The organism is Bradyrhizobium sp. Y36, assembly GCF_002531575.1.
In the GTDB taxonomy this organism is placed as follows: domain Bacteria; phylum Pseudomonadota; class Alphaproteobacteria; order Rhizobiales; family Xanthobacteraceae; genus Bradyrhizobium.
Map to the genome: position 1 here is coordinate 54,585 of NZ_NWTI01000019.1, position 18,681 is coordinate 73,265.

18 protein-coding genes are annotated in these 18,681 nt (G+C 65.3%); 5 read left to right on the forward strand and 13 right to left on the reverse strand.

All coding sequences use genetic code 11. The features are described 5' to 3' along the window. Positions 1 to 24: 24 nt before the first annotated feature. From CO669_RS26605 to CO669_RS26650, 10 genes are all read right to left on the reverse strand, one after another. Positions 25 to 795, reverse strand: coding sequence for an RsiV family protein (locus CO669_RS26605; RefSeq protein ID WP_097663019.1), 771 nt, complete (start codon positions 793 to 795; stop codon positions 25 to 27). Positions 796 to 826: 31 nt separating this feature from the next. Then, positions 827 to 1,123 (reverse strand): nucleotidyltransferase family protein, encoded by a 297-nt coding sequence (locus CO669_RS26610; protein ID WP_097662911.1) that lies wholly within the window; start codon positions 1,121 to 1,123, stop codon positions 827 to 829. A 37-nt stretch (positions 1,124 to 1,160) separates the two neighbouring features. Beyond that, on the reverse strand, positions 1,161 to 3,317 hold the full coding sequence (scpA, locus tag CO669_RS26615; RefSeq protein ID WP_097663020.1) for a methylmalonyl-CoA mutase: 2,157 nt from the start codon (positions 3,315 to 3,317) through the stop codon (positions 1,161 to 1,163). 16 nt (positions 3,318 to 3,333) lie between these two features. Continuing rightward, complete coding sequence (locus CO669_RS26620; RefSeq protein ID WP_097662912.1) at positions 3,334 to 3,798, reverse strand: GFA family protein; 465 nt, start codon at positions 3,796 to 3,798, stop codon at positions 3,334 to 3,336. Then, positions 3,795 to 5,666: a methylmalonyl-CoA mutase family protein gene (locus CO669_RS26625; protein ID WP_097662913.1), complete on the reverse strand. Its 1,872-nt coding sequence runs from the start codon at positions 5,664 to 5,666 to the stop codon at positions 3,795 to 3,797. Before CO669_RS26625 ends, CO669_RS26620 begins: the two co-directional genes overlap by 4 nt. A gap of 82 nt (positions 5,667 to 5,748) precedes the next feature. Beyond that, positions 5,749 to 6,240 carry a 2-amino-4-hydroxy-6-hydroxymethyldihydropteridine diphosphokinase gene (folK, locus tag CO669_RS26630; RefSeq protein WP_097662914.1) on the reverse strand — a complete coding sequence of 164 codons (492 nt, stop codon included), beginning with the start codon at positions 6,238 to 6,240 and terminating at the stop codon, positions 5,749 to 5,751. 1 nt (position 6,241) lies between these two features. Continuing rightward, entirely contained in the window at positions 6,242 to 6,610 is a 369-nt protein-coding gene (gene folB, locus CO669_RS26635; protein ID WP_097662915.1) for a dihydroneopterin aldolase, read from the reverse strand. Then, on the reverse strand, positions 6,607 to 7,467 hold the full coding sequence (gene folP, locus CO669_RS26640) for a dihydropteroate synthase (protein WP_097662916.1): 861 nt from the start codon (positions 7,465 to 7,467) through the stop codon (positions 6,607 to 6,609). Before folP ends, folB begins: the two co-directional genes overlap by 4 nt. Positions 7,468 to 7,709: 242 nt before the next feature. Then, positions 7,710 to 8,117 carry a DUF4332 domain-containing protein gene (locus CO669_RS26645; RefSeq protein WP_097662917.1) on the reverse strand — a complete coding sequence of 136 codons (408 nt, stop codon included), beginning with the start codon at positions 8,115 to 8,117 and terminating at the stop codon, positions 7,710 to 7,712. Positions 8,118 to 8,143: 26 nt separating this feature from the next. Continuing rightward, positions 8,144 to 8,509, reverse strand: a complete 366-nt coding sequence (locus CO669_RS26650; RefSeq protein ID WP_097662918.1) for a hypothetical protein — start codon at positions 8,507 to 8,509, stop codon at positions 8,144 to 8,146. A gap of 351 nt (positions 8,510 to 8,860) precedes the next feature. On the opposite strand from CO669_RS26650, the gene CO669_RS26655 reads away from it, so the two are divergent. From CO669_RS26655 to CO669_RS26665, 3 genes are all read left to right on the forward strand, one after another. Beyond that, the gene (locus CO669_RS26655; RefSeq protein ID WP_097662919.1) at positions 8,861 to 10,483 is read left to right on the forward strand and encodes a helicase HerA-like domain-containing protein; all 1,623 of its coding nucleotides are present in this window, start codon (positions 8,861 to 8,863) and stop codon (positions 10,481 to 10,483) included. Positions 10,484 to 10,575: 92 nt separating this feature from the next. Next, positions 10,576 to 11,916, forward strand: coding sequence for a glycosyltransferase family 87 protein (locus tag CO669_RS26660; protein WP_198964278.1), 1,341 nt, complete (start codon positions 10,576 to 10,578; stop codon positions 11,914 to 11,916). A gap of 24 nt (positions 11,917 to 11,940) precedes the next feature. Continuing rightward, entirely contained in the window at positions 11,941 to 13,335 is a 1,395-nt protein-coding gene (locus tag CO669_RS26665) for a M20/M25/M40 family metallo-hydrolase (RefSeq protein ID WP_097662920.1), read from the forward strand. A gap of 325 nt (positions 13,336 to 13,660) precedes the next feature. Here the strand turns inward: CO669_RS26665 and CO669_RS26670 are convergent, their stop codons facing one another. Together CO669_RS26670 and CO669_RS26675 are read right to left on the reverse strand one after the other, a co-directional pair. Continuing rightward, a complete protein-coding gene (locus CO669_RS26670; RefSeq protein WP_097662921.1) occupies positions 13,661 to 14,440 on the reverse strand; it encodes a class II aldolase/adducin family protein in 780 nt (259 codons plus the stop codon). A 182-nt stretch (positions 14,441 to 14,622) separates the two neighbouring features. Then, the gene (locus tag CO669_RS26675) at positions 14,623 to 16,272 is read right to left on the reverse strand and encodes a glycosyltransferase family 39 protein (protein WP_097662922.1); all 1,650 of its coding nucleotides are present in this window, start codon (positions 16,270 to 16,272) and stop codon (positions 14,623 to 14,625) included. Positions 16,273 to 16,581: 309 nt separating this feature from the next. Here CO669_RS26675 and CO669_RS26680 point away from each other — a divergent pair, with 309 nt between their 5' ends. Together CO669_RS26680 and CO669_RS26685 are read left to right on the forward strand one after the other, a co-directional pair. Beyond that, positions 16,582 to 17,463 carry a DUF308 domain-containing protein gene (locus CO669_RS26680; RefSeq protein WP_198964279.1) on the forward strand — a complete coding sequence of 294 codons (882 nt, stop codon included), beginning with the start codon at positions 16,582 to 16,584 and terminating at the stop codon, positions 17,461 to 17,463. A gap of 153 nt (positions 17,464 to 17,616) precedes the next feature. Next, entirely contained in the window at positions 17,617 to 18,036 is a 420-nt protein-coding gene (locus tag CO669_RS26685) for a Ros/MucR family transcriptional regulator (RefSeq protein ID WP_097662924.1), read from the forward strand. 168 nt (positions 18,037 to 18,204) lie between these two features. Here the strand turns inward: CO669_RS26685 and CO669_RS26690 are convergent, their stop codons facing one another. Then, positions 18,205 to 18,633, reverse strand: a complete 429-nt coding sequence (locus CO669_RS26690; protein WP_097662925.1) for a SufE family protein — start codon at positions 18,631 to 18,633, stop codon at positions 18,205 to 18,207. Positions 18,634 to 18,681: the final 48 nt, after the last annotated feature.

Consider the following 18,681-nt stretch of genomic DNA (forward strand, 5'->3'; position numbering starts at 1 on the left):
CAGAACCGAAACTCTAGCGATCGTTCACGGCTCTTCCGCGTCGCCCTTCGGCCGCGCGCCGCCGAAGATGCGTGTGCCTTCCGCGGTGAGGTAAGGCTTCAGCGTTTCCCAAGGCACGAAGGCGACATATTCGCCCTCGGCGTAGGGCCCGACCGCGTAGGGCGGGTAGTGGAAGGTGAGGCCGGAGCTCTTGCCCGCTTCCGTGGACGGCGCGAGCGTCACCGCGCCGATCTTGAGCAGGCTCGGCTTCAGCTCCTTGAACCATTCGTCGGTCGCGGTCTCGCTGGCGTCGCGCTTCTTCTTCTCGGCCTTGAGCGAGGCGATGATGGCCTTCACCATCGCCTTCATGGCCGCGCCGTTGTCGGCGGTCTCGGTGAAGAACGGGCGGATCGAGATGCGCTTGTTGTCGGCCTTGTCCCACAGGATCGTGTTCACGTCCGAATTGGGATGCGCGCCGCGGGTGTTCATGTAGTCGTTGCGCAGGATGCTGACATAGCGGTCGGCAACGACGGAGCGGATCTCATATTTGCGCTCGAACTCCCAGCCGCCCTCCTTGAAGAACTGCGGATCGGCCTTGCGCGCGGCGGCCGCCTCCGCGGCATTCTTGTCGATCCATTTCTTGCCCTCGGCGAGGCAATCCGCCGCCAGCGCCGCATCCGCCTTGATCCTGTCGTCGAGGAACACGCGCGCCTCGATGCTCTTGGTGTTCACGACGGCATCGGGCTTGGGGTCGGCGGCGAGGGCGGAAAACACGCATGTTACGCTCAGCGCCAGGGCGACGCTCAAACGAGTCATGAATTTCAAGGATGATGCTCCTGCGTGGGCGTCAGAATATTTCGACAATGTCGTCTGCGCTGTGCGGCGAAAAGCCGGGGGACGTCGAGCGGCGAACGGTTGCCTGGGCCTGTAGGCCGGTCGCATCTTCGATGATGTGCTCGACATCGATCAGATTGAGCAGCGAGAACGAGGTTTCCGGTTCGACCTCGACCATAATGTCGATATCGCTGTCGGCGCGGTAATCTTCGCCGGCTCGCGAGCCGAGGATGGCGAGCCTCGACACGCCCTTGCCCTTGATGGCATCTGCGTTCTTGCGGATCGCCGCGATGATTTCTTCGCGTGTCATGAACACAATCTGGCCGGTTGCGCGGCCAGTGTATCATCTACTCCGCCGCCTCGCTATGCCCGAGCCGGGTGTTCAGCTTCCGGATCAGCTCCTCGGCCGCGTCCGCGATCACGGTGCCGGGCGGGAAGATCGCTTCCGCGCCGGCGGCGTAGAGCGCATCGTAATCCTGCGGCGGCACCACGCCGCCGACGATGATCATGATGTCGTCGCGGCCCTGCTTCTTCAGCGCGGCCTTCAGCTCCGGCACCGCGGTGAGGTGGGCGGCGGCGAGCGAGGAGACGCCGAGGATGTGCACGTCGTTCTCGACCGCCTGCCGCGCGGCTTCGTCGGCGGTTGCGAACAGCGGCCCGATGTCGACGTCGAAGCCGATGTCTGCGAACGCCGAGGCGATCACCTTCTGGCCGCGATCGTGGCCGTCCTGGCCGATCTTGGCGACGAGGATGCGCGGGCGACGGCCCTCCGCCTCCTCGAAGGCGTCGATCAGCGCCTGAACCTTCTCAACCTGGTTGCCCATGCTGGACGCCTCCCGCTTGTAGACGCCGGTGATGGATTTGATCTCGGCGCGGTGCCGGCCGAACACCTTCTCCATGGCGTCGGAGATTTCGCCGACGGTTGCCTTGGCGCGCGCAGCATCGATGGCGAGCGCGAGCAGATTGCCGTTGCCTTCACCGGCCGAACGCGTGATCGCGGCGAGCGCGGCATCGACGTCCTTCTGGCTGCGCTCGCTCTTCAGCCGCGTCAGCTTGTCGATCTGCAGGCGGCGGACATTGGTATTGTCGACCTTCAGGATCTCGATCCTGTCCTCGTCGGTCGGCTTGTACTTGTTGACGCCGATCACGGCCTGCTTGCCGGCATCGATCCGCGCCTGGGTCTTGGCCGAGGCCTCCTCGATGCGCAGCTTGGGCACGCCGGCCTCGATGGCCTTTGCCATGCCGCCGAGCTCCTCGACCTCCTGGATGTGGCCCCAGGCCTTGGCCGCGAGGTCGCGCGTCAGGCGCTCAACATAATAGGAGCCGCCCCAGGGATCGATGATGCGCGTGGTGCCGCTCTCCTGCTGCAGGAACAGCTGGGTGTTGCGGGCGATCCGCGCCGAGAAGTCGGTCGGCAGCGCCAGCGCCTCGTCGAGCGCGTTGGTGTGTAGCGACTGGGTGTGGCCTTGCGTCGCCGCCATCGCCTCCACGGTGGTGCGCATCACATTGTTGAACACATCCTGCGCGGTCAGCGACCAGCCCGAGGTTTGGCTATGCGTGCGCAGTGACAGCGAGCGCGGGTCCTTCGGATTGAAGGGCTTGAGCAGCTTCGCCCAGAGCAGGCGCGCGGCGCGCAGTTTTGCCACTTCCATGAAGAAGTTCATGCCGATCGCCCAGAAGAACGACAGGCGCGGTGCGAAGCGGTCGACGTCGAGGCCGGCGGCGAGACCAGCGCGTAAGTATTCGACGCCGTCGGCGAGCGTATAGGCGAGCTCGAGATCCTGCGTCGCGCCGGCTTCCTGCATGTGATAGCCGGAGATCGAGATCGAATTGTATTTCGGCATCTTCTGCGAGGTGTAGGCAAAGATGTCCGAGATGATCCGCATCGAGGGCGCGGGCGGATAGATGTAGGTGTTGCGCACCATGAACTCTTTCAGAATGTCGTTCTGAATGGTGCCCGACAGCTTCTCCGGCGGCACGCCCTGTTCCTCGGCCGCAGCGACATAGAGCGCGAGGATCGGCAGCACCGCGCCGTTCATGGTCATGGACACGCTCATCTGGTCGAGCGGAATCCCTGCGAACAGCGTGCGCATGTCGTAGATGGAGTCGATGGCCACACCGGCCATGCCGACGTCGCCGCCGACGCGCGGATGGTCGCTGTCATAGCCGCGATGGGTGGCAAGGTCGAAGGCGACCGAGAGGCCCTTCTGGCCTGCCGCGAGGTTCCGGCGGTAGAACGCGTTGGAATCCTCCGCCGTGGAGAAGCCGGCATATTGCCGGACGGTCCAGGGCTGGTTGACATACATGGTCGGGTAGGGCCCGCGCAGGTATGGCGCGATGCCCGGATAGGTCTCGAGAAAATCGAGCCCGGCCAGATCAGCCTCGCCATAGGCGGGCTTCACCAGGATGCCCTCCGGGGTCAGCCAGGGCTCGGCGCTGCCGGCTGGAGCAGCGGTGGTTGCTCTCTCGAAGGCAACGTCTGCAAAGTTCGGAATGCGGCTCATGGCTTCAACCATATCCTCAATCATGATCCGGATGCTGATGGCTGACGATGGTCGCCATCTTCTCCGGTCCGTAATTCTGCTGCGTGGTCTGGCTCGGGAGATTGGCGATGCCGACCACCCAGCCGAGGCGCGATTCGGTGCCGAACTGGCGCGTCGGGATCACCCGGTCGGGGCGATCGAAGGCGCCGGTCATGATCTCGATCCGGTCGCCGTCGATGCGGCCGAAGCTGAGCGGCGTGCCGCAGGCGGCGCAGAAGCCGCGCTCGGCGATGGTGGAGGAGCGGAAGAACGACGGCTGTCCCTTGGTCCAGGCGAAGTCGGTCTTGTTGATGTCGGCAAAGGAGGCGAAGGGCGCGCCGGCCGCCTTCTGGCACATGCGGCAGTGGCAGATCGAGACCCTGTTCGGCGCCGTCGTGACACCGAAACGCACCGCGCCGCATTGGCAGCCGCCGGTGAGAACGGGTTTGCTGGTGTCGGTCATGCCTGCTCCATCCGTCGATAGGCGTCTTGCAGCGTGGCAAGCGCATCGCCTCCGGCGAAGACAAAACCCGTGACGCCGGCGGCCCGCAGCGCCGCCTCGGCTTCCGTCGGGCGGCCCGCCAGATAGATATGTCGGCCGCCTGCGGTTTGCAGGGCCTTCGCGGCAGGTTCCGCCTGATCGGCGTAGACCTTGTCGCTGGAACAGAGGCAAGCAAGCTCGGCGCCGGAGGCCTTGAAGGCCGCAGCCAGCTTCGCCGGATCGGCAAAACCCTCGCTGTCGATGGCCTGAATGCCGCCGGCCTCGAAGAAGCTCTTGGCAAAGGTCGCGCGCGCCGTGAAATCGGCGGGCGTGCCGAGACTGGCCAGGAACACTCTTGGCCGCGCCCCGCGCACCTTCAGCGCCGCGTCGGATTTGTCGCGCAGCGCCTCGAACGGTTCCGCCAGCCGGATCGGCGGCAGCGGCTCGAACTTGTATTTTTGCTCGCCGTACGGCGCCAGCGCGATCGGTGTCGCCTTGAGCACGGTGGCTGCGCTCTCATGCAGGTTCGGAAACTCGCTGGCGCCGGTCAGCACGTCGCGGCGTTTTGCGATGTTGGCGTCGCGCGCCTTTCGCGCGGCCGCGACCTTGCCCTGGAACACGCCCTGCTGAAGCGCGGCAAAGGCGCCGCCGGCCTTTTCGCTCTCCTGGAACAGCGCCCAGGCGGCCTCGCAAAGCTGCGCGGTCAGCGTCTCGATGCCGCCGGCGCCCGCCGCGGGATCGCTGACCTTGGCGAGGTTGCTTTCCTCCAGCAGCAACAGTTGCGTGTTGCGTGCGACACGCCGCGCGAACGGATCGGGCAGCCCAAGCGCCAGCGTGTGCGGCAGCACGGTGATCGCGTTGGCGCCGGCAAGCCCCGCCGCGAATGTCGCGATGGTCGCGCGCAGCATATTCACGTAAGGATCGCGCTGCGTTAGCATGCGCCAGGCGGTATCGGCAGCGATGAACAGCGGTTTGGGCGTCAGCCCGCACGCTGTTTCGATGCGCGCCCACAGCAGGCGCAACGCGCGGAATTTGGCCATGCTCAGGAACTGGTCGGCGTCCGCGGCAAGCCGCGCATAGACCATGCCTTGCGCCGCTTCCAGCGGAATGCCGGCGCCTTCGATCGCGCGCAAATAGGCGACGCCGCAGGCCAGCACGAAGGCGAGCTCCTGCACCTCGGAGCCGCCGGCATCGTGGATCGCGCGGCCGTCGGCGGAGGCGAACGGCCCCTTGAAGCCGAGCCCGGCGAGGCCCTTGATGGCGCCGGTGATCGCGGGGGCGATCTCGTCCCAGGTATAGGGGCTGTGGCCCCACACCGCGCCGGCCGCGAGCGGATCGAGGCCGAAGCGGATGTTGCAGGCGGCGGGATCGAGACCCTTGCTCTTCACATATTCCGCGACATGGATCGCGGCCATCCGCGATTGCGGTCCGATCTCGAGCTCGATGCCGATGCCGGCGTCGAGATGAATGTCCTTCAGGATCTTCGCGACCGCCTCGGCCGAAGGTTCCAGGCCGAAACCGCGCGCGCCATTGGCGCCGGCGAAGACCAGCGCGAGCCCGGTCGCGCCGTTCTCCAGGTCCTGCAACGCCTGCGCATTGGCCAGCGCCGCATCGGGATGGTCGATCCGCTGCACGATCTGCCACGGCGCGGCGGCGGCTCGCCCCATGACGGGCGCGACAGCCTTGGCGCGCGGATAGAGCGGATCGATCTTGAGCCCGTCATAGGTCTTGCCGACCAGCTTCTCGAACGGCGCGCCCTTGAGCACGCCGTCGACCAGCTTGCGCCAGTCCTCGACGGTTGCCTGGGGAAAATCGGCCGCCAGCTTCAGGTCGTCGGTCACGGAGGTCATACGGCCAAGGGCTCCCAAACGTATCGTTATTCGCGGGGCGAATTTGCCACGGCCGACCGTCCCTGCAAACGGTCGATTTTGGTTAACCGGTATCCGGAAGCCGCTCAATGCCTTGCGTCGAGACGCTGGCGAGCCCGTCACGCACGCGAATGCCCGAGATGATGCGGTCGGGTGCGATTTCTGCCAGCGGTACCAGCACGAACGCGCGCTCGAACAGGCGCGGATGCGGCAGGGTCAGGTCGGGCTTCTGCAAGCTGACATCGTCGTAGGCGATCATGTCGAGATCGAGCGTGCGCGGTCCCCAGCGCCGATCCTTCTGTCGCGTGCGGCCGAATTTCTGCTCGACCTTCTGCAGCACGAACAGGAGTGCGTGCGGATCGAGGTCGGTCTCGATCTCGATGCAGGCATTGATGAAGGGATCCTGGTCCTCGTCGCCCCAGGGCGGCGTGGCATAGTCCGCGGAGCGCGCGATCAGGGCGCCTTGCGCCATGCCGCAGATATGGGCGACCGCCTTGCGGAATGTCGCGCGGACATCGCCGACATTGCCGCCGAGGGCGATCAGCACGTCTGCCATTTTACGGATGCCGCGATCGCGTCAGCATGATGCCGACGTCGTCGAAGATCGCCGCGATCGGCGCGTGCGGCTTGTGCACGGTGATCTTCACGGCGCGGATGCGCGGAAAGTGCGACAGGATGGCGTCGGCAACCGCGCCGGCCGCGCGCTCCAGCAGCTTGTAATTGGTGTTCTTGAACGCGGCCGTCGTGGTCGCGACTACGTCGGCATAGGACACGGTGTCGGAGAGGCGGTCGCTGCGCGAGGGCTCCGACAGGTCGGTATAGAGCTCGAGGTCGATCACGAAGCGCTGGCCGACTTCGGTCTCGTGATCCATCACGCCGTGGCGGGCGTGGATCGACAGGCCGGTGACGAAGATCGTGTCGGTCATTGTGTGCCCTCGATTGCGTTCGCAACCCGCAGCGCCTGCAGGGTCTCGGCGACGTCATGGGTCCGGATGATCTTGGCGCCGCGCTGCGCGGCGATCAGATGCGCGGCGATCGAGCCGGCGAGCCGCTCCTTCGGCTCCGACGGCGACACCGCTGCGATGAAGCGCTTGCGCGAGGCGCCGACCAGGATCGGCAGGTCGAACATCTCGAATTCGCGCAAGCGCGCCAGCGCGATCATGCTCTGCTCGGCGGTCTTGCCGAAGCCGATGCCGGGATCGAGCACGATCCTGTCGCGCGCGATGCCGGCCTTTGCGGCGATGTCCAGCGAGCGCAGGAAGAACGTCTTCATGTCCGTGATGATGTCGATGGCGGGATCGGCATCGTCGCGGTTGTGCATGACGATGACGGGGACACCTCTTGCGGCCACCAGCGGCGCCATCGCGGCGTCGCGCTGCAGGCCCCAGACGTCATTGGCGATCGCCGCGCCCTGGTCGAGCGCGTAGGCCACCACCTCCGCCTTCATGCTGTCGATCGAGACCGGCACGCCGAGGGCGACGACGCCGGCCAGCACCGGCTTCAGCCGGGCAAGCTCGTCATCGGCGGTGACGGCCTTCGCGCCCTTGTAGGGCCGGGTGGATTCGGCGCCGATGTCGATGATGTCGACGCCGGCCTCGATCATCGCCCGCGCCCGCGCGAGCGCCTGCTCGGGCGCGATGAACTCGCCGCCATCGGAAAAGGAGTCCGGGGTGATGTTGAGCACGCCCATCACCGCCGGGATGGGCCGTTCCAGCAATGTCCGCAGCGCATCCGGCCTGGCCGAGCCGGCCGGCGGGACGGTTGGGGAGGGCGAGGCATTCATGGCGCCCGCTTTAGCGGTCGGGGAGGGGGAGTTCAAGACCAACCCCTCGCTGTCATTGCCCGCGAAAGCGGGCAATCCAGTACTCCGAGGCAGTGCGGCGATACGGAGGACGCGCGGCGTACTGGATACCCCGCCTTCGCGGGGTATGACGGCAGAGTTTGGTGATACAGCACAGCTCCATCATCGCCATTCCCGTGCCAACGCTTCGTGGTTGCGCGGGGATGACGGAGTCAGGGAGTCGGCTAATACGTGATCTTCGGCTGCAGCTTCTTCGCCTTGGCGATGATGTCGCCGACCGACTTCTCGGACGGCAGGATGCGCAGCAGCTTCTTCTTCTCGTTGGCGTCGCGCATGCTCTGGGCGAGCCTTGCCGGATTCCGATAGGCAAGCTCGCGCACGGTGGTGACCCCGGCGGCGCGGACCAGGCCGACCTTGGCGCGGCCCATGCCGGGGATGCGCATGTAGTCGGACACGTTGGCCCATTCCAGCAGCAATTGCTCGCTGATGCCGGTCTTGGCGGAGAGCGCCTTGCGGCCTTTCACCGTGCCGGCCGCCTCGAGCAGCGCATCGGTGGTGCGGATACCCTGCGCCTTCAACTTGTTGGCGGCAAAGACCGACAGGCCCTCAATCTCGGAGATGGGATATGTCATGGTACTCGATATGAAATGCGACGGCTTCAGGCGAACTGGCTGAGGCCCGGCGTCCCCGCAATGATCTTGCCCATCTGATCCGCTCCGATTTTGTCTCGGCCGTAGCGGAAAAGTTCACGGGCGATGTTTTGAATCTCGGACATGCCGAGCCCGAGGCCCATCAGGCGCGTGCCGACCGCCATCAGGCCGCCGCCCATCAGCCGCGACAGTCCGCCGCCGCTCCTGGATGCCTCGATGGCGGCTTCCGCTCCGGGGATGTGATCGATCAGGGCCTGCACGCTGTCGGAGGGGCCCTCGTTGCGGAGGAAGCCCAGGATAATGCCGACGGTCTTTTCAGCGACAGCACTATCTATGCTGGCGTTTGTCGCCAGCCGCCCGATCAGTTCGTCCATAAGGCCCGCCCCTCAGCCGGTTTGCTTGCCGGAGTATTCTTTCGAAAATGATCTTGAGCCGGTGTGATGTGAAATTCAAGCGATGAACGCAAGCGTCGTCGCGATTCATCTTCGAACGCGCGAAAAGTGTTGCAGCGGTGCATGAGCGGAGATGGAATCGGCGAAAAATTGCCGCGTTGCGAACGGCTCGTTCCTACTTTCGGCTGATACCGTCCGTCTGTTTCCGACAATGTCACATGCCTGGAGCAGCGTTGAACCGTTTCAATCGGTGCGCGACATGCGTTAAACTACGGAACTGGAGCATTCGAGTTTCGGTATGCGAAACCCGGCAAGAAGAGATCAGAGAGAATAATGACCGCACAGGACAACAAGCTCGGCGATACCGACGACAAGATCTTCGTCGGCAAGGGAGCGGAGCAGGCCTGGCTGACGCTGGCGCTCGCCAATCGCCATGGCCTCGTCACGGGTGCAACCGGAACCGGCAAGACCGTGACGCTGCAAGTGATGGCGGAAGGATTTGCGCGCGCCGGTGTTCCGGTCTTCGCCGCCGACATCAAGGGCGACCTCTCGGGCATCTCGGAGGTGGGCGAAGCGAAGGACTTCATCGTCAAGCGCGCCACTGAAATGGGGCTGAATTTCCAGCCCGACCAGTTCTCGACGGTGTTCTGGGACGTGTTCGGCGAGCAGGGTCATCCGGTGCGCGCGACCGTCACGGAAATGGGGCCGCTTCTGCTCGCGCGCATGCTCGACCTCAACGACGTGCAGGAAGGGGTGCTCAACGTCGCCTTCCGCGTCGCTGACGACGCCGGTTTGACCCTGATCGATATGAAGGATTTGCGCGCGCTGCTCGACGCCATCGTGCCCGATAGCGGGAAGAAGGGGGCGGATGCGGAGGAGGATCCGCTCGCCGCCATCCGCAAGGCCGCGCAAGGGTTCGGCAACGTCACCAAGGCCACCGTCGGCACCATCCAGCGCCAGCTTCTGGTGCTGGAGAACCAGGGCGGCACCAAATTCTTCGGCGAGCCGGCGCTGACGCTGAAGGACTTCATGAAGACCGACCGCGACGGCCGCGGCATGGTCAACATCCTGGTCGCCGACAAGCTGCTGCAGAGTCCTCGGCTTTACGCGACATTCCTGCTGTGGATGTTGTCGGAGCTGTTCGAGGAGCTGCCCGAGGCCGGCGATCTGCCCAAGCCGAAGCTGGTGTTCTTCTTCGACGAGGCGCATCTGCTGTTCAACGACGCGCCCAAGGCGCTGATGGACAAGATCGAGCAGGTGGTCCGCCTGATCCGCTCCAAGGGCGTCGGCGTCTACTTCGTGACGCAGAACCCGGTCGACGTGCCCGACCGCGTGCTGGGCCAGCTCGGCAACCGGGTGCAGCACGCGCTGCGCGCCTTCACACCGCGCGACCAGAAGGCGGTCGCGGCTGCGGCCCAGACCTTCCGGCCCAACCCGAAGCTCGACACGGCCAAGGTGATCATGGAGCTCGGCAAGGGCGAGGCGCTGGTGTCCTTCCTCGAAGGCAACGGCACGCCGGCGATGGTCGAGCGCGTGATGATCCGGCCGCCATCGGCGCGCATCGGGCCGATCACGCCGGACGAGCGCAAGGCGATCATGGCTGCAAGCCCGGTGAAGGGCAAATACGACACCGCGGTCGACGCCGAGTCCGCCTACGAAATGATCCAGAAGCGCATTGCCGGCACGGCGGCCACGGCCGACGGCCCAGCGGATGGAAGCGGCGGCGGCCTTCTCGGCCAGATCGGCTCGATCGTCGGCACCGTGTTCGGCACCAACGTCAAGCGCGGCCGGCTGTCGACCGGCCAGGTGATTGCGCGGGACGTGACGCGATCGGTCACCAACCAGGTGATCGGCGGAATGGCCGCCAATATCGGCAAATCGCTCGGTGGCCAGCTCGGCGGCTCGATCGGCCGCACCCTGGTCCGCGGCGCGCTGGGCGGATTGCTGCGGCGGTAGGCGGGGCCACCGGCTCTACAATTTCGGGTGAGGGGCTCTCCAAGCCTGCGCCGGTCTGCTACGTCCTGTTCGCCGCCGAACAGGACCAGTCCGTGACCTCGCTCGCTCCGCTCGCCAAGCCTGACGCGCCAAGACGCCTGTCGTTGCGCGCGCCGCTGGACCTGCTGTTTCTGGTCTGCTGCGTCCTGCTCACTGCCGACGTGCTCGTCCCCGAGATCTTCGGCAGCGGCAAGACCAAGGACTACCCGCTGTGGTACTGGGCCGGGCAGCAGGTCTTGCACGGTGAGCCGCTCTATCCCGCCACGGCCATCGAGTATTTCGAGTTCATCTATCCGCCCACGCCGGCAATCCTGCTGGCGATCCCGAGCTGGTTCGGCAAGATCCCGCTTTATGTCGTGCTCTCGATCCTCAACGTCCTGGCGTGGTGGTACACCGGCACGTTCTCGCACGTGATGACCGGCTCGGACCGCAAGCCCGGTCCCTGGCTTGAAGCGCTGCCCGCCGTCGTCACCGTGCCCTTCGTGTTCGACATGTTCGACCTCGGCCAGCCGAACCTCGTCCTGCTGGCGATGGTGCTGTTCGCCTTCTGGAGCCTGCGGCATCAGCGGTCATGGCTCGCCGGCTTCATGTTCGCGCTCGCTACCGCAATCAAGGTGTTTCCCATCGCGGTGCTGCCCTATCTGCTCTGGCGCCGGAAGTGGGCGGCCGCCGCCAGCATGATCGCTTTCACCGGAATCCTTCTCTACCTCGTGCCGGCGCCGATCCGCGGCTTCGAGCGCAACGCGGCCGAACTTGCGGTGTGGTATCAGGGCATGGTCGGAACGAGCTCGGAAAAAGGCTTCGGCCAGCGCGACGAGCAGAACTGGTCGTGGGTCAACCAGTCGCTGATCGCCGTCACGCACCGCCTGGTCCGTCCCATCAACTACAATCAGGACAATCCCAAGACGCCGCCTCGCACGATGAATGTCATCGCCGTCGACTACGGCACGGCCAACTGGATCGTGCTGGCAGTGTCGGTCTTGCTCGGGCTGGGCTTCCTCGCGGTGATGCCGCGGCAAGCGCGGCGAACGGCGCGCTCCGATGCCGAGGAGCTCGGCATCCTGCTCTGCCTGATCACGGTGGCCTCGCCTCTGGCGCGGCAATACTACTTCATGTGGCTGTTCTTCCCGATGACGGTGTTGATGCATCGCGCCGCCTTCGACGAACGGGCGAAGGTGCGCCTCGGAACCTGGCTCGCACTCGGCGCGGCCGGCATTCTCCTGCTGCTGGCGCTGCCGTGGTTTCCGACGGTCTTCCAGGCCTGGGGCAATAACCTCGCCGCGACCTCCGTTCTTGCAGGTTGCCTCGCATGGCACATCCGCCATCCGCCGGTTGCGGCTGGCCCCGAGCCTGCGACGGGGTTAAAACCCGTGAATCTCGAGAAGCCGTCTTAAGTCTCAAACGTCAGGAATCCGACCATGGCCAATGCGCAGCTTCAATCCGTGCTCGATCACATCGACAGGGATTTCGACAACAGCCTGGAGCGTCTGTTCGCGCTGCTGCGGATCAAGTCGATCTCCGCGGATCCGGCCTTTGCCGGCGACTGCAAGGCGGCGGCGGAGCATCTCGCCAAGGACATCGCGAGCCTCGGTGTTGCCACCGAGGTGAGGCCGACCGCGGGCCATCCCGCCATCGTCGGCAAGACCGGAGCGGGCGGACGGCCGCATGTGATCTTCTACGGACACTACGACGTGCAGCCGGTCGATCCGCTCGATCTCTGGCACCGCCCGCCGTTCGAGCCTGTGGTGACCGACCATGCCGACGGCCGCAAGATCATCGTCGCGCGCGGCGCCGAGGACGACAAGGGCCAGGTCATGACCTTCGTCGAGGCCTGCCGCGCCTGGAAGAAGGTGACGGGCTCGCTGCCGATCGACATCACCTTCCTGATCGAAGGCGAGGAGGAGGTCGGCTCGAAGAACTTCGTGCCCTTCATCGAGGCCAACAAGGACGAGTTCAAGGCGGACTACGTGCTGGTCTGCGACACCGGCATGTGGGACCGCAACACGCCGGCGATCACGACCTCGCTGCGCGGCCTGCTCTATGAAGAGCTGAAGATCACCGCCGCCAATCGCGACCTGCATTCCGGCGTGTTCGGCGGCAGCGCGATGAACCCGATCCGGGTGCTGACGAAGATCCTCGGCGGCCTGTTCGACGACGACAACCGCATCACCATCCCCGGCTTCTATGACGGCGTGAAGGATCTGCCCCCGGACATCCTGGAGCAGTGGAAGAAGCTCAATCTCACGCCGGACATGTTCCTGAAGCCGATCGGCCTGTCGATCCCCGCCGGCGAGAAGGGCCGCCTCCTGATCGAGCAGGCCTCCTCGCGCCCGACCTGCGACGTCAACGGCATCTGGGGCGGCTATATCGGCGAAGGCTCCAAGACCGTGATCCCCTCGCACGCCTCGGCCAAGGTCTCGTTCCGTCTGGTCGAGGGCCAGGATCCGCAAAAGATCCGCAAGGCGTTCCGCGATTACGTGACGGCGCGGCTTCCGGGCGACTGCAAGGTCGAGTTCGGCGACCATTCCGCCGCGCCCGCCGTTGCGCTCGACTGGAACATGAAGCCGCTCGCCGCCGCCAGCAAGGCGCTGACGGAGGAATGGGGCAAGGAGACCGTGCTGATGGGCTCCGGCGCCTCGATCCCGATCGTCGCCGACTTCAAGCGCACGCTCGGCCTCGACTCGCTGCTGGTCGGTTTCGGCCTCGACGACGACAACATCCACTCGCCGAACGAGAAGTACGATTTGCGCAGTTTCCAGAAGGGTATCCGTTCCTGGGCGAGGATCCTCGCGGCGCTGGCGGAGGTGAAGTAGGCACAGGGCCGTAGGGTGGGCAAAGGCGTATAGCGCCGTGCCCACCACCTCTCCATGATTGCGAAAGAACGTGGGCACGCTTCGCTTTGCCCACCCGACGAGACCTTCATCCGTCATTGCGAGCGTAGCGAAGCAATCCAGAATCCCTCCGCGGGATGAAGTCTGGATTGCTTCGTCGCCTGCGCAAATTGCTTCGCAATTTGTCGCGGGCTCCTCGCAATGACGGTGGGGCCAAATAAAAACGCCGCCCGGAATTGGGCGGCGTTTCATTCCAAAAGGCGTAGAGGTTCGTTGGCGACGAACCTACCTCAAGCTCGCGAAAATCTCAAGACCGGTAGCCGGGCAGCTCGCGGTCGAGCTTGCGCAGCAGGGGCGGCCAGACGAGGTTGGTCGCGCGCAGCTCGGCGCGGTCGCGGTTGGCGAGCAGCTCGGTGTTCTTCTCGATCGCGATCTCCTCGACCGGATAGACCGGCGTGCCGAGCGCGCGCGTGCGCACCTGCATGGAGCAGGCGCGTTCGAGATGATACATGCGTTCGAAGGCGGAGGCGACCGAGCGGCCGACCGTCAGCGTGCCGTGATTGCGCAGCAGCATGTGGTTGTGGTCGCCGAGATCCTTCTGCAGGCGCGGCCGCTCGTCGTGGTCCAGCGCGATGCCTTCATAGTCGTGATAGGCGAGGTCGTGGGTGACGAGCTGGGCGGTCTGGTTCAGCGGCAACAGGCCCTCGGCTGAGCTCGACACCGCGGTGCCGTCGAGGGTGTGGAGATGCAGCACGCAGATGGCGTCCTCCCGCACCTCGTGGATTGCCGAATGGATGGTGAAGCCGGCCGGGTTGATGCTGTACTCGCTCTCGGAAAGCTGGTTGCCGTGCAGATCGACCTTGACGAGGCTGGACGCCGTGATCTCGTCGAACATCAATCCGTAGGGGTTGATGAGGAAATGATGCTCGGGGCCGGGGACGCGCGCGGAGATGTGGGTGTCGACCAGATCGTCCCAGCCATACAGCGCGACCAGGCGATAGCAGGCGGCGAGATTGACCCGCTGCTGCCACTCGGCCTCCGTCATATCAGACGGCACTTCCTTCAGGCGCGCTTCCGCTGGCGACATGGCAGGTCTCTCCGAACATCGTTGTTGCGGGGAGGGAGCCTAGTACCGGTCGTGGTTGCCAGCAAGGCGGCCAAAGCGCGGCAGTTCAGCGTAGCCTGCATGGAGCGCAAGCGGAATGCGGGGAGTCGTGTGGTCCCGGATTTCGCTTGCGCTCCATCCGGGCTACGGGCCGGAGAAGATGATTACGGCGCCGGGATGGACAGCAGGCTGGAAATGCTGCGGCCGCGGATATCGTAGACGCGGGCGAACACCACGTCGTCGCGCTTGATCTCGACCATGACGGGTGCGGTGAGGCCCTTGCAGTAGAACTCGCCGAGCGTCATGGCGAAGTCAGCCGCGTTGGAATCCCAGCCGATGGTGAAATCGGGCCCGAGCGCGACCTGCGCCGGCCGCTGCGGACCGCACACTGCGACTTTCCATTTTCGATTGACTGGCGGCACTTCCTGGCGCTCGACCAGCTGCTCGCGCAGCTCGTCCGAGGCCTGCTTCAGCGCGAGGCCCCAATAGTCCAGCATGAAACGGTCGTCGGCGCCGCGCACGGTGCCGGCGATGTGGTTGAAGTGGGTGTATTGATAGGGATGCAGGCGGATCATCTCGGCGAGCGAGAGCGCAAGGCCGAAGCAGAAGGTCGCCAGCACGACCGGCTGCCAGGTGCGGTGATTGGCGCGCAGGCGCTCCATGGCCCAGGCGAACGCGACGCCGCCGAGCACTGCCATCGGCGGAATTACGAAGACGAAATGGCGGATGCCGTTGTATAGCGCCGGCCGCTTCACCATCGCGATCGCCAGCGGCAGGGTCGCCGCTAACGTCAGCATCAGCATGATGGTCTTGCGCCGCGCCGGCACGTCGCCTCGCGGCAGCATGGCGAAGGTGCTGAACACCGCGCCGCCCATCAGCACCAGCAGCACCTCGGGCAGCTGCAGCGCGAACAGCGTCGGCAGGTAGGACCAGGGCATGTCCGGCACCGACACGATCGCGCCGTCGAACATCTCCTTCCACGGCTTCTCGAAGAAATGCGAGAAGTAGGTCAGCGCCTCGAAGGGATTGCCGGGCTCCATGATCGACCACGGCCAGATCAGGCCCATCACGAGGTAGCCGAAGGCGAGGCCGGGCAGCAGCACATAGACGACATGGGCGAAGCGGCGGACCGACTCGCGAAGACCCTCGGTGCGCAGCTCCTCCAGGAACAGCGGGATGAAGCCGAGCATGGCGTAGACCAGCGCGAGCCCGCCGAGAATGCGGCAGCCGAGCGAAAGACCGGCGCCCAGGCCGACGATCAGAATCGTGCGCGGCGACGGCTGCGGATATTCCTCGGCGAGGCGGACGAGGCCGAGCATCAGGATGATCATGGCCACCGCGAAGGGCGCGTCCTTCGGGTTCATAAACATGTGGCCGTAGAAGATCGGGCACAGCGCGAGCAGCAGGAGTGCGGCAAGACCGGCCAGCGGCCCCCCGATGCGGCGGGCAAGGCGCCAGGTCACCGCAAGTCCGATCACGCCGACGATGGCGCCGAGCAGACGTCGCGTCTCGAACAATTCGAGCGGAATGATCTTGTGCAGGAGGGCCGCGACCATGTCGAAGCCGCCGCCATACATGTAGAGATTGGCAAAGGAGAGCGCCGCGGTGTCCTTGAAGCCGGAACCGAACATGCGCAGCAGCAGGTCGGCATATTCGGCGTGGGTGTAGTCGTCCCAGCCAAGGCCGTAGTCACGGAAGGTCAAGCCGGCGATGACGGCGACCACTGCCAGCACCAGCATGGCGAGATCGTCGCAAGTCCGTTCGACCGAGCGCCGCTGAGGCGTGTCGATCGCCGAAGTCGTGATGGATGTCATGGCTATCGGTGCCCCGGAATCCCCTCTTGGCCCTGCTGGCGCGCGCGGGCCTGCTCCCCGGACTCCCTATAGCGCAGTTCCATTACCAAGTAATTGGGCATTATGGCTAAATTCCTGATGCGACGCAGCAATTCCGGATTTCGAGCACGGACCAGCATTAGCGGGCCGTAGCTGAAGGGAATGTGAATAAGTCCCTGATTTCCCTCCCTTTAGGAACGCTGCTTGCAATTGGCCGTTGGCGTGGAACACCGTATGACGGTATCGTGGCGTGACAGGTCGCGTGTGGATGTGCGGCCGGGGGTGAGTTCGATGACCTTGGCACTGTTGATCGCAGGGATTTTCGCCGTCCTGGCGGGCTTCCTTTCGATCCTGTTTGGCTTCTCCGTCAGGGAGTTCAGCCTCGGCAGCCCCCTCATAGTCTCAGGCACCATCGGCGTCTGCTCCGGGATGTTACTGGTCGGCCTCCATGTCGTGGTCCTGGAGCTGAAAGCGATTGCGCGCCGGCTGGCCGGTACGCCGTCCGAAGTGCGGGTCAGGCCCGTGTTGCCGGGGCTTGCATCGGGCGCTGCCGCGCCTGATGCGATGTCTGCCGCAGCGGCACGGATTGACACCCGGATGGACGCGGCGCCGCCGCCACCACCGGCCGCAGGCCCGCCGCCGTGGCAGAGTGAAGCTGCCGCGCGCGAGCGTCCGCCTGCCGAGGTGCCGCCGGAGCCGGAGGCTCCGACGCCGCCGGCAGCTCCTGAAGCGCCGCGCCGGCGCAATCTGTTGTTCGCCTCGACCTCGCGCAAGGAGCGCGAGCGTGCGGAGGCGAAGACCACCGAGACGCCGTCGTTGCACCCGGAGCCGAGTGAAGCGCCGGACATTCCGCCTGCAAGCTTTGACGATGCCTGGCCGAAGCCGGATCGCAGCCGTCCGCCGGAGCCGCCGGCCACCGCGCGCCGGCCAATGCCGCCGCCGCGCTCGCCGTCGACCTTTGCGGAGGCCGCCCCGCTGCCTGCATCCGAACCGCCGCCACCACCGCCGGCACCGGCCGAGCAGCCACCCGTGACCGTGCTCAAATCGGGCGTCGTCGACGGCATGGCCTATTCGCTCTATTCCGACGGCTCGATCGAAGCGCAGATGCCGGAGGGCATGATGCGCTTTGCCTCGATCGACGAGCTGCGCACCCATCTCGACCAGCGGGGTTGAGCTCGGCCTGCGCGTCGACGCGCGGCCATGACTTGTTGCGTCGAGGTCCACTCGTATTCGCTGGCCGTCTTAGTTCAGCCGAACGTATTGTTGACACGGAATAGTTGAGCGTCGTCTATCCCGAGAGGCGCAAGGTGGAGAGAGGGCGGGCCCATGTCGGATGCGGGGGCTAAGAATTTCATCGAGCTGACGGCGGGCATCGTGTCGGCCTATCTCAGCAACAATCCGACGCCGGCCGCGGAGATTCCGAACCTGATCAGCCAGGTGCATGGCGCCCTGGTGCGGGTGTCCTCGGGCCGCACCGAGACTGCGCCGCTCGAACCGGCGAAGCCGGCGGTCTCGCTGAAGAAGTCGATCGCGCCCGACTATCTCGTCTGCCTCGAGGACGGCAAGCGCTTCAAATCGCTGAAGCGTCATCTGCGCACGCAGTACAACATGACGCCGGAGCAGTATCGGGAGAAATGGGGGCTGCCCGCCGACTATCCCATGGTCGCGCCGAACTATGCGGTGGCGCGCTCGCAGCTCGCCAAGCAGATGGGCCTCGGACAGCAGCAGCGGAAGAAGGGGAAGTAGAAGGCCGCCCCCCGGGAGATCTCGTAGGGTGGGCAAAAGCGCGAAGCGCTGTGCCCACGAGTTTTCTCCGATCGCACTCAGAACGTGGGCACGCTTCCGCCTTCGCTCTTCGAGCTACGGCGGACAAGTCGTTTTGCCCACCCTACAAGAGCTATCGACGAAGCTTCCTTACGACGCTTCCGCAAGCGCCTCTTTCGCGTCGGTCTTGATGCGCTCGACCATCGAGCGCAGGCCGTTGGAGCGCTGCGGCGTCAGATGATCGCGAAAGCCGAACTCGTTGAACACGGCGATCGCGTCGGTATCGAGAATCTCCTGCGGCGTGCGGCCGGAATAGAGCGAGAGCACGATGGCCACCAGCCCGCGCACGATGTGCGCGTCGCTGTCGCCGCGATATCGCAGGATCGGCGCGCCCTTGCTGCGGTCGACCTGCTTCTGCAGCCAGACCTGGCTGACGCAGCCGTTGACCTTGTTCTCGGCGGAGTGCTCGGCCTCGGGCATCGGTTCCAGGGTACGGCCGAGCTCGATGACGTACCGGTAACGGTCGTCCCACTCGTCCAGAAGCTCGAAATTGTCCCTGATTTCGTCGATCGTCGTCATGTTGGCCCAAGGTTCCCGCTTCCCGCCAATATAGGGATGCGAGGAGCC

Excerpts from the sequence above, each read along its gene's own strand:
- CO669_RS26605 (WP_097663019.1), bottom strand. The coding sequence starts at position 795 with ATGACTCGTTTGAGCGTCGCCCTGGCGCTGAGCGTAACATGCGTGTTT.
- folP (WP_097662916.1), bottom strand. The coding sequence starts at position 7,467 with ATGAATGCCTCGCCCTCCCCAACCGTCCCGCCGGCCGGCTCGGCCAGG.
- CO669_RS26665 (WP_097662920.1), top strand. The coding sequence starts at position 11,941 with ATGGCCAATGCGCAGCTTCAATCCGTGCTCGATCACATCGACAGGGAT.
- CO669_RS26675 (WP_097662922.1), bottom strand. The coding sequence starts at position 16,272 with ATGACATCCATCACGACTTCGGCGATCGACACGCCTCAGCGGCGCTCG.
- CO669_RS26625 (WP_097662913.1), bottom strand. The coding sequence starts at position 5,666 with ATGACCTCCGTGACCGACGACCTGAAGCTGGCGGCCGATTTTCCCCAG.
- CO669_RS26650 (WP_097662918.1), bottom strand. The coding sequence starts at position 8,509 with ATGGACGAACTGATCGGGCGGCTGGCGACAAACGCCAGCATAGATAGT.
- CO669_RS26680 (WP_198964279.1), top strand. The coding sequence starts at position 16,582 with ATGACCTTGGCACTGTTGATCGCAGGGATTTTCGCCGTCCTGGCGGGC.
- CO669_RS26685 (WP_097662924.1), top strand. The coding sequence starts at position 17,617 with ATGTCGGATGCGGGGGCTAAGAATTTCATCGAGCTGACGGCGGGCATC.
- CO669_RS26645 (WP_097662917.1), bottom strand. The coding sequence starts at position 8,117 with ATGACATATCCCATCTCCGAGATTGAGGGCCTGTCGGTCTTTGCCGCC.
- CO669_RS26610 (WP_097662911.1), bottom strand. The coding sequence starts at position 1,123 with ATGACACGCGAAGAAATCATCGCGGCGATCCGCAAGAACGCAGATGCC.
- CO669_RS26670 (WP_097662921.1), bottom strand. The coding sequence starts at position 14,440 with ATGTCGCCAGCGGAAGCGCGCCTGAAGGAAGTGCCGTCTGATATGACG.
- scpA (WP_097663020.1), bottom strand. The coding sequence starts at position 3,317 with ATGAGCCGCATTCCGAACTTTGCAGACGTTGCCTTCGAGAGAGCAACC.
- CO669_RS26655 (WP_097662919.1), top strand. The coding sequence starts at position 8,861 with ATGACCGCACAGGACAACAAGCTCGGCGATACCGACGACAAGATCTTC.
- CO669_RS26690 (WP_097662925.1), bottom strand. The coding sequence starts at position 18,633 with ATGACGACGATCGACGAAATCAGGGACAATTTCGAGCTTCTGGACGAG.
- folB (WP_097662915.1), bottom strand. The coding sequence starts at position 6,610 with ATGACCGACACGATCTTCGTCACCGGCCTGTCGATCCACGCCCGCCAC.
- CO669_RS26620 (WP_097662912.1), bottom strand. The coding sequence starts at position 3,798 with ATGACCGACACCAGCAAACCCGTTCTCACCGGCGGCTGCCAATGCGGC.
- folK (WP_097662914.1), bottom strand. The coding sequence starts at position 6,240 with ATGGCAGACGTGCTGATCGCCCTCGGCGGCAATGTCGGCGATGTCCGC.